Genomic DNA, 9,834 nt, shown 5'->3' with positions numbered 1-9,834 from the left:
AGGGCTTTCACTATACACATCCAGACTTTCAACTTTCCTTAAAAGACTTACATATCAAGCAGTCTATGTCCCGAAAGGGAAACTGTTTAGACAATGCATCCATGGAATCTTTCTTTGGTCATATGAAGGATGAAGTCGATATTAAAAGCTGTCAAACTTTTAACGACCTTAAAGAAACCATTTATAATTATATTGAATACTATAACTGTCATCGCTATCAATGGGGATTAAAAAAAATGACCCCGATTCAATATCGGGATCATCTCATTGTGGCTTAATTTAGGCTTTTTTCTATAATGTCCTATTTCTAGGTACCAGTTCAACGAAATGGATGTAGAGCTTTTGACTTTTATAGAGGGATATTACCGTGTTTTTTGGCGGGTCTCGTTTCTTTTTTTGTTTTAAGCATGTTTATAGCTTCGATTATGCGAGGTCTCGTTTCTTTAGGTTCAATAATGCAATCAACAAAGCCTCGTTCGGCAGCTTTGTAAGGTGTTGCAAAATCCTCTACGTATTTTTGTGTTTTTTCTGCGACTTCAGCATCGCCTCGAAAGATTATATTAGCGGCTCCAGCAGGCCCCATTACGGCAATTTCTGCTGTTGGCCAAGCGAATACCATGTCGGCTGCTAGGTGTCTTGAGCACATACCAATATATGCCCCGCCATAAGATTTACGGGTAATAACAGTAATTTTAGGAACGGTTGCTTCGGAATAGGCATATAAGACTTTAGCGCCATGACGAATGATTCCGCCATATTCTTGGCTGGTGCCAGGCAGAAAACCAGGGACATCTACTAAAGTCACTAAAGGAATATTAAAGGCATCGCAAAAACGGATAAAGCGCGCACTCTTATCAGATGTATTAATATCCATGCATCCCGCCATTACTTTAGGTTGACTTGCAATAATTCCTACACTTTTACCACCCATGCGAGCAAAGCAAGTGATGATATTTTGTGCAAAAAACGGTTGGACTTCATAGAATTCACCAATATCAACAATCATTTTGATAATATTTTTCATATCATAGGGAATCGAAGGGGCATCAGCAATTACAGTGTTTAAGGCTTCATCCATGCGATTAGGTGCATCTGTGGTTTCGTATGTAGGTAAAGAATCAAGATTGTTACTTGGTAAAAAACTTAATAAATAACGGACTTGCTCTAGACAATCTTCATCATTGGCAGCAATAAAATGGGCTACTCCTGATGTAGAATTGTGAGCCATTGCGCCGCCTAGTATTTCGGCAGAGACTTCTTCACCAGTAACCGTCTTAATAACTTGCGGCCCTGTGATAAACATTTGACTGGTTCTGTCCACCATAAAAATAAAATCTGTGAGCGCAGGAGAATAGACTGCCCCGCCAGCACACGGGCCCATAATAACTGAAATTTGCGGTATCACCCCTGAAGCCATAGTATTATTGAAGAAAATATCTCCGTATCCTGCTAGTGCATCAACACCTTCTTGAATTCGAGCACCGCCTGAGTCGTTAATTCCAATAATGGGGGCTCCTGCTTTTAATGCCATTTGTTGGATTTTGACAATTTTAGCTGCATGCATTTCACCTAGGGAACCACCCACTACGGTGAAGTCTTGTGCAAATACAAAGATTAAACGGCCATTGACTGTGCCATGACCAGTTATAACTCCCTCACCGGGATTTTCCTGATCTTCCATGCCGAAATTATTGCAGCGGTGTTTGACGAACTGATCAAACTCAATAAAGGTATTGGGATCAAGAAGTTTTTCAATACGTTCACGGGCGGTAAGTTTACCGCTTGCATGCTGCTTTTCGATACGTTTCTTTCCTCCGCCTTGCATAATTGTTTCTTGTTTCCTTTTTAACTCATTAATTTTTTCGAAAACAGTTGTCATATTGTTAATTGCCTCCAATATTTTGCAAAGATGGAATCTTACATCTATCATTTGCAATCAGATAATATAACTAGATATTAACACCTGGTACTAAAATATAGTTGTATTATAACAAAGAAAAATTTATTTATCAAGTATGTGGTTAAATTAGAGTAAGACTGAGGGGAAGGAGGAAAGATGCATCTCAATTTGCAAAAACTATATCTGTTCTATAATGAATGTTAAATTTTGCGATTCATGAATAAAAAAGACTAAGATCATATATGTAATGGATAAATTGTTGACAAATATACACTGGTTTGATATAGTGTATTCAATAGAATACTGCCTTTAAGGTGGTCCTGTGAGGCCGCAAAGGAGACATGTAATAGAGTAGCGTATATTTATGCCTTCTTGCGTCATCACGTAAGAAGGTTTTTTATGTTTCTTTAAAAGGATTGACAATCAATTCACTAATTTGATAGTATATATATGAGATAAAAATGCATAAATATAAATCGAATTGCAATTTAAATTGGTAGGGCGTATTCTATAGAAAAAATACAAATACTATCCTTTAAGCTAATCCAGAGAGTTTGGCAAGGATGTTTGTTTGGCACAAGTTTGTCTTGTTGTTCTTGAAACTCCTTGCGTACATAGTAAGGAGTTTTTTATATAAGGAGGAGTCACAGTGAGTAAACGCCAAATATCATTACGTGGCAAAGATATTTTAGGTCTTGAAACGATGACAGTGCCTGAAATAGGATTAATTTTAGAGACAGCATGCCAAATGAAGGGAATCATTGATCGAGATATTAAAAAAGTGCCTACATTAAGAGGTAAATCAATTGTAAACTTGTTTTTTGAAGCCAGTACCCGAACACGCACTTCTTTTGAATTAGCAGGTAAATACTTAGGAGCAGATGTGGTTAATATCACTGCTAGTGCTAGCAGTGTGACGAAGGGTGAAAGTCTAAGAGATACTTTATATACGGTTGAAGCGATGGGTGTCGATGTAATTGTTATGCGTCATGAAGCAGAAGGGGCTGCGCAATATGCAGCCAATATAGCTTCACCTGTAATCATTAATGCTGGAGATGGTGCTCATGAGCACCCTACACAAGGGTTATTGGACATGTTTACAATAAAAGAGGTTAAAGGACGACTTGAAGGATTAAAAGTAGCCATCGTTGGTGACATATTTCATAGCCGAGTTGCTAGATCCAATATTTGGGGGCTTTTGAAAATGGGAGCCGAAGTGCATTTAGCAGGGCCTAAAACATTAATGCCTTATTACATACAGGAAGTTGGAGTACATGTGCATAATAGGGTAGAAGAGGCTCTTGAGGGAGCTGATGTTGTAAATGTTTTGCGCATTCAACGAGAACGGCAGCATAAAGGATTATTTCCTTCAGCAAGAGAATATGCTCGAATTTTTGGTATTAATCAAACGCGTCTGGACTTAGCAAAGCCAGATGCATTGATTATGCATCCAGGGCCTATGAACCGAGGTCTAGAAATATCTCCTGATGTAGCATATTGTGATCAATCGGTTATTCAGGAGCAGGTAAAGAATGGGTTGGCAATCAGAATGGCAGCTTTGTTTTTAGTGCTGACAGGAGGTAAGAACATTGAAACTACTGCTTAAAGGTGGAACCATTATTGATCCTACTCAGAATTATAATCAGGTAGCCGATTTGCTTATTGAAAATGGTCTTGTGGCGCAAATTGGTGAGAATTTAAGTACCGTTGGAGTCGATGTTTTTGATGCCCAAGGATTAGTGATTACCCCGGGCTTTGTAGATATGCATGTACATTTGAGAGAACCAGGCTTAGAGGCAAAAGAAGATATTGCATCAGGCACGAAAGCCGCGGCAGCAGGAGGATTTACTACCATTGCTTGCATGCCAAATACAAAGCCAGTAGTAGATCAGGCAATTATCGTTTCAGGAATATTGCACAGAGCCCAGTTAGAAGGAATCGTCAATATAAAGGTAATTGGTGCTTTAAGCAAAGGGCAGCAAGGAAAAGAGTTAGCTGAAATTGGTGATATGATACTTTCTGGAGCGGTTGCTATCTCAGATGATGGAAGCTCCTTGGATAACAATAAGCTTTTTAAAATAGGTCTGGAATATACAGATATGTTTGGATGCCCTGTGATCTCTCATGCAGAGGATGAATCTCTAGTGGATGAGGGAGTAATGCATGAAGGTGCCGTTTCGGCTATGTTAGGAATGAAGGGGCGTCCTTCCGTTGCAGAAGATATTGCTGTGGCTCGAGATATCATGCTTGCAGAGTACACTGATTCTCAGCTGCACATCGCTCATGTAAGTAGCAAAGGGGCAGTAGAATTGATTCGTCAAGCAAAAAAACGGGGTGTAAAAGTTACTGCTGAGGCGACGCCTCACCATCTGACGCTAACAGATGAAGCGGTCAAAACTTTTAGTACAGCAGCTAAGGTGAATCCGCCCTTACGTTCGGCAGATCATGTTGCTGCCTTGTTAGAAGGGTTAAAAGATGGAACTTTGGATGCCATTGCGACAGATCATGCACCTCATGCCTTTGAAGAAAAAGATATTGAATTTAAACAGGCACCGCCTGGATTTGCAGGTCTTGAAACAGCATTGGGAGTTATTCTGACAGATCTTTATCATACCGGAAAATTTACATTGGTTGAGATTGTTGAAAAAATGTCAACTGCTCCTGCTTCGATACTAAATATTCAGGCAGGCAGCTTAAAAGTAGGTGCACCAGCAGATGTCACTGTTATTGATACTGAATTAGAATGGACTGTAGATAGCAGTGCTTTTTATACAAAAGGCAAGCATACTCCATTTGATAAAAAAATACTAAAGGGCAAAGCGGTTGCCACCTTAGTAAGTGGTAAATTCGTGATGCGTAAGGGTAAGGTGTGTATATGAAAGGAAAACTTATATTAGAAGATGGGTCCGTGTTTTATGGAAAACTAGTAGGGGACAGTGCTGCTGTTGGTGAAGTAGTATTTAATACAGGTATGACTGGATATCAAGAAATATTAACGGACCCTTCTTATTGCGGGCAAATTGTAGCCTTGACCTATCCTTTGATTGGAAATTATGGCGTAGCAGAGTTGTTTCAGCAGTCAAGAAAGTCCTTTGTAAGAGGATTTATTATTAGTGAGCTTTGTGAAGAACCTAGTAATTATCAATGTGAAAATACGTTGACACAATATTTGACCGAGAATAAAATTCCTTGCATATATGGAGTGGATACTCGGGCGATTACCCGACGTATTCGTTCGAACGGAACGATGAAGGGAGTTATTGTTCCTGATGATGCTAGTGACGAAGTCATAAAAAAATATTTTGCAGTAGTACCTGAAGTAAAAGAAGTACAAGAAGTAACCACTCCAGAAATTTATGTGATGGAAAACAATGGACCTCACATTGTGGTAATGGATTTTGGAATAAAACAAAATATTTTAAATTCCCTTCATAATCTTGGCTGCAAATTGACGGTTTTACCAGCAGATGCAACATCTGAGGAACTTTTAAAACTAAATCCAGATGGTATATTTTTATCAAATGGCCCAGGCGATCCTAAAGATGTGCCTTATGCTATTGAAACGATAAAAGAGTTAATTGGCAAGAAACCGATATTCGGTATTTGCTTAGGGCATCAGCTGATAGCCTTAGCGTTAGGTGCCGATACCTATAAAATGAAATTTGGTCATCGAGGATCCAATCAACCTGTAAAGAACTTACTGACAGGCAGAGTACATATTACATCTCAAAACCATGGATATGCAGTAGAAGAATCTTCTTTGGAAAATATTGATGTATCGATTACTCATCGATCTGTAAATGATAATACTGTAGAAGGAATGCGTCATAAAGAATTACCTGTATTTTCGGTGCAGTATCATCCGGAAGCATCGCCAGGGCCCGATGATAATACCTATTTGTTTGATGAATTTATGGCGCTGTTGCCGAAGGGAGTATAGTTATGCCGAAAAAGAAATATCTTAAAAAAGTAATGGTGATTGGATCTGGTCCAATTGTAATTGGTCAGGCGGCTGAGTTTGATTATGCAGGTACACAAGCTTGCCGTGCTCTAAAAGAAGAGGGATTGGAAGTCGTGTTGGTGAACAGTAATCCAGCTACGATTATGACAGATACCAATGTTGCAGATCGTGTATATATTGAGCCTTTAACTCCCGATTTTCTAGAAGCGATTATTGCAAAAGAACGTCCCGATGGACTTCTGGCAACATTAGGTGGTCAGGCTGGTCTTAATTTGGCTGTTAATTTATATGAGAACGGTGTATTGGCCAACTTTAATGTAGAACTATTAGGAACTTCATTGGAAGCAATTAAAAAAGCTGAGGATCGTGAACTATTTAAAGCAACAATGCAATCCATCGGCCAGCCTGTTCCAGAAAGTATTACCGTAGAAGATGTAGAAAGTGCTTGTGAATTTGCTCGTAAAATCGGCTATCCGATTATTGTGCGCCCTGCTTATACCATGGGAGGCGCTGGTGGCGGGATTGTCAATAACGAAAGTGAATTGATTAATGTTGTTATTCGTGGATTAAAATACAGTATGATCGGGCAGGTACTTGTTGAACGCAGTGTTGCTGGCTGGAAAGAAATTGAGTATGAAGTTATGCGAGATGCGGCAGACAATTGTATTGTAGTATGCAATATGGAAAACTTTGATCCAGTAGGTATTCATACGGGCGATAGTATTGTAGTAGCGCCATCGCAAACACTTAGTGACCACGAGTATCAGATGCTGCGAACGGCATCCCTGAAAATAATTCGAGAATTGGGAATTGAAGGTGGTTGTAATGCACAATACGCCCTTGATCCTCATAGTAACCAATACTATGTTATTGAAGTAAATCCTCGTGTAAGCCGTTCAAGTGCCTTGGCTTCAAAAGCCACTGGTTATCCCATTGCAAAAGTAGCAAGTAAGATTGCAATTGGTTATCATCTTGATGAAATACAAAATGCAGTTACGAAAAAAACAATGGCCTGCTTCGAACCAACGTTAGATTATTTAGTAGTTAAATTTCCACGCTGGCCCTTTGACAAATTTATGTTTGCTGATCGGATCTTAGGAACACAGATGAAAGCTACCGGAGAAGTGATGTCGATTGATCGTTCGTTTGAAGGTGCTTTGTTAAAAGCCGTACGTTCTCTAGAAATCGGAGTCAATCATTTGCAAATTCCAGAAATAGCGAAATTATCAACTGAAGAATTACATAAAAAATTGAACGTAGCTAATGATGAGCGCATATTTGTGATCGCAGAAGCATTGAGGAGAGAAATTTCAGTAAATGAGATTCACAAGATTACAAATGTAAATACTTTCTTCTTGAATAAGATCAAAGGCATTGTTGCGATGGAAGTGTTACTGCAAACACAAGAAATTACTTCGGAACGTATGTTAAAAGCCAAGAAAATGGGTTTTACAGACAAAACGATTGCAGCATTGTCGGGGAGTACTATTGAAGAAATCCGATCTTCCCGCAAAACGCAAAATATTGTTCCTTGTTATAAAATGGTAGATACTTGTGCTGCTGAGTTTGAAGCGGTTACACCATATTATTATTCTACTTATGCGCAAGAAGATGAAGTAACAGTATCCCATAAGCGCAAAGTGATGGTATTAGGTTCAGGGCCCATTCGTATTGGTCAAGGAGTAGAGTTTGACTATTGTTCTGTACATTCGGTTTGGGCACTTAGAGAAATGGGACTAGAATCGATTATTGTAAATAATAATCCGGAAACAGTAAGTACCGACTTTGATACGTCCGATCGCCTATACTTTGAACCTCTTACTCCAGAAGATGTAATGAATATTATTGATAAAGAAAAACCCGAAGGCGTTATTGTGCAATTTGGTGGGCAGACTGCGATCAATTTAGCAGGGCCTTTAGCAAAGGCTGGTGTCAAGGTGTTGGGAACCAGTGTCGATAGCATTGATCGTGCGGAAGATCGGGAGAGGTTCGATGAGCTCCTTGAACAAAACCATATACCTAGACCAAAAGGATCTACAGTGACAAACGGGGTAGATGCAGTTGCGGAAGCCAATAAGATAGGCTATCCAGTAGTGGTTAGACCTTCTTATGTATTAGGCGGTCGTGCTATGGAAATTGTCTATACGGAAGAAGAATTAAAAGACTATATGACTAGAGCGGTAAAAGCATCACCAGAGCATCCGGTGCTAGTGGACCGTTATATGCAAGGTACAGAAGTAGAAGTAGATGCCATTTCTGATGGTAAAGATGTCTTTATTCCGGGTATCATGGAACATGTGGAACGAGCCGGAGTGCATTCTGGGGATAGTATTGCTGTATATCCAACGAAAACTTTGTCGAAAAAAGTGATTAATACCATTGTGGATTACACGACTAGACTGGCCGTAGGGCTTAATGTAAAGGGACTTATTAATATTCAATATGTAGTAGTCGAGGAGCACGTATATGTAATTGAAGTAAATCCACGCTCCAGCCGTACAATTCCTTTCTTAAGTAAAGTAACAGATGTGCCGATGGTAAATGTAGCTACACGGGTAGCGATGGGAGAAAGTCTGAAATCTCTTGGTTATAAGTCTGGTTTGTTGCCAGCAAAGCCTTATACTGCAGTAAAAGCTCCTGTATTTTCCTTCTCGAAGATGCAGCAAGTTGACATATCCCTAGGACCAGAAATGAAATCTACTGGTGAAGTCATGGGTATTGACTATCATTATGCCAGAGCCTTATACAAAGCGATCACTGGTGCAGGTATGAATGTACCAGAATATGGTACGGTATTATTTACCGTAGCGGATAAAGATAAACAAGAAGGCGGAGAACTTGCTAAGTGCCTGGCTGATCTTGGATATCATTTAGTAGCTACTGGCGGAACAGCAAAACATCTGCAATCCTTAGGGCTGTCTGTCACTCTTGTAGATAAAGTGCATGAGCATAAACCCGATATTATACAAATGATTAAAACGGGAAAAATTAATATGGTTATAAATACATTGACTCATGGTAAAGAACCAGAACGAGATGGATATAAGATTCGCAGAGCAACGGTAGAGCACGCTATTCCTTGTTTTACTTCTATGGATACTGCTAAAGCGGTGTTGGAGGTTTTGACTTTTATGCGGGAACGTCGCTTATCTTATGTTTTAGCAATACAAGATTACGTGGGTGGAGGGGATAGTCTTGCCTAAGATGGTGGTAGAGGCCCGGATTGTGCGCAATACAGAAATTGGTGTTAACGTCAAAGAATTGGTGTTATACGCACCTGAAATTGCAGCGCAAGCTGTACCAGGTCAATTTCTCCATGTTAGGGTATCTGATTCCTATCATCCTTTATTACGCCGCCCTCTCAGTATTTCAGACGCAGATCGGCAAGCTGGCACGATAAGCACCATATACCGTGTAGTTGGCCAAGGCACGGCTTGTTTGGCGGCTTTGACTAGCGAAGATTCCGTGAATTGTATGGGACCGCTGGGGAATGGTTTTGCTCTGCAAAGTCAACGTCCATTATTGGTTGGAGGGGGAATGGGACTGGCGCCGCTATTGTTTTTAGCTGGCGCCTTATGTCCGCATCCTATAGAAATACTAATGGGCGGTCGTACTAGAGAAGAGATGTTCTGGGCGGATATGTTTCATGGCAAGTGCGATGCAATCCACATTACTACAGATGATGGTACGTTAGGTAGCTGTGGTGTGACATTAGATGTATTGCCAGAAGTATTAAAGAATGGAGCATTTGATCTGATTTATACCTGTGGGCCCCGTATTATGATGGAAGGCGTAGCGAAAGTTGCTAAAAAGCATAATATTCCTTGCCAAGTATCCTTGGAAGATTATATGGCTTGTGGTATTGGCGGTTGTTTATCCTGCACTTGTGCTGGAAAAAATGGAACGCGAAAAAAGGTGTGTTCGGATGGTCCGGTTTTTTGGGCACAGGAGGTGATGGCGTGAGCAACGAAGA

7 protein-coding genes are annotated in these 9,834 nt (G+C 40.1%); 6 read left to right on the top strand and 1 reads right to left on the bottom strand.

Annotated features, from left to right (window positions below):
- Nucleotides 1-278, top strand: a 278-nt coding sequence (locus BMZ99_RS14345) for an IS3 family transposase (RefSeq protein ID WP_139214773.1), incomplete at its 5' end; no start/stop codon positions are given.
- A gap of 71 nt (nucleotides 279-349) precedes the next feature.
- On the opposite strand, the gene mmdA is transcribed toward BMZ99_RS14345, so the two are convergent.
- Nucleotides 350-1,879 (bottom strand): methylmalonyl-CoA decarboxylase subunit alpha, encoded by a 1,530-nt coding sequence (gene mmdA / locus BMZ99_RS14340; protein ID WP_090938533.1) that lies wholly within the window; start codon nucleotides 1,877-1,879, stop codon nucleotides 350-352.
- A gap of 670 nt (nucleotides 1,880-2,549) precedes the next feature.
- On the opposite strand from mmdA, the gene BMZ99_RS14335 reads away from it, so the two are divergent.
- From BMZ99_RS14335 to BMZ99_RS14315, 5 genes are read left to right on the top strand one after another with little or no spacing between them, the layout of a single operon-like run.
- A complete protein-coding gene (locus BMZ99_RS14335) occupies nucleotides 2,550-3,506 on the top strand; it encodes an aspartate carbamoyltransferase catalytic subunit (protein ID WP_090938530.1) in 957 nt (318 codons plus the stop codon).
- Entirely contained in the window at nucleotides 3,490-4,779 is a 1,290-nt protein-coding gene (locus tag BMZ99_RS14330) for a dihydroorotase (RefSeq protein WP_090938527.1), read from the top strand. The genes BMZ99_RS14335 and BMZ99_RS14330 overlap by 17 nt, the downstream gene beginning before the upstream one ends.
- A complete protein-coding gene (gene carA, locus BMZ99_RS14325) occupies nucleotides 4,776-5,840 on the top strand; it encodes a glutamine-hydrolyzing carbamoyl-phosphate synthase small subunit (protein ID WP_090938524.1) in 1,065 nt (354 codons plus the stop codon). The genes BMZ99_RS14330 and carA overlap by 4 nt, the downstream gene beginning before the upstream one ends.
- Nucleotides 5,841-5,842: 2 nt before the next feature.
- Nucleotides 5,843-9,064 carry a carbamoyl-phosphate synthase large subunit gene (gene carB / locus BMZ99_RS14320; protein ID WP_090938521.1) on the top strand — a complete coding sequence of 1,074 codons (3,222 nt, stop codon included), beginning with the start codon at nucleotides 5,843-5,845 and terminating at the stop codon, nucleotides 9,062-9,064.
- Nucleotides 9,057-9,824, top strand: coding sequence for a dihydroorotate dehydrogenase electron transfer subunit (locus tag BMZ99_RS14315; RefSeq protein WP_090938518.1), 768 nt, complete (start codon nucleotides 9,057-9,059; stop codon nucleotides 9,822-9,824). Before carB ends, BMZ99_RS14315 begins: the two co-directional genes overlap by 8 nt.
- The last annotated feature ends 10 nt before the right edge of the window (nucleotides 9,825-9,834 follow it).

Source organism: Pelosinus propionicus DSM 13327 (assembly GCF_900114615.1).
Lineage (GTDB): Bacteria > Bacillota > Negativicutes > DSM-13327 > DSM-13327 > Pelosinus > Pelosinus propionicus.
Note: the sequence above shows the minus strand (reverse complement) of the source record. Positions and strands in the feature narration are given on the sequence as shown.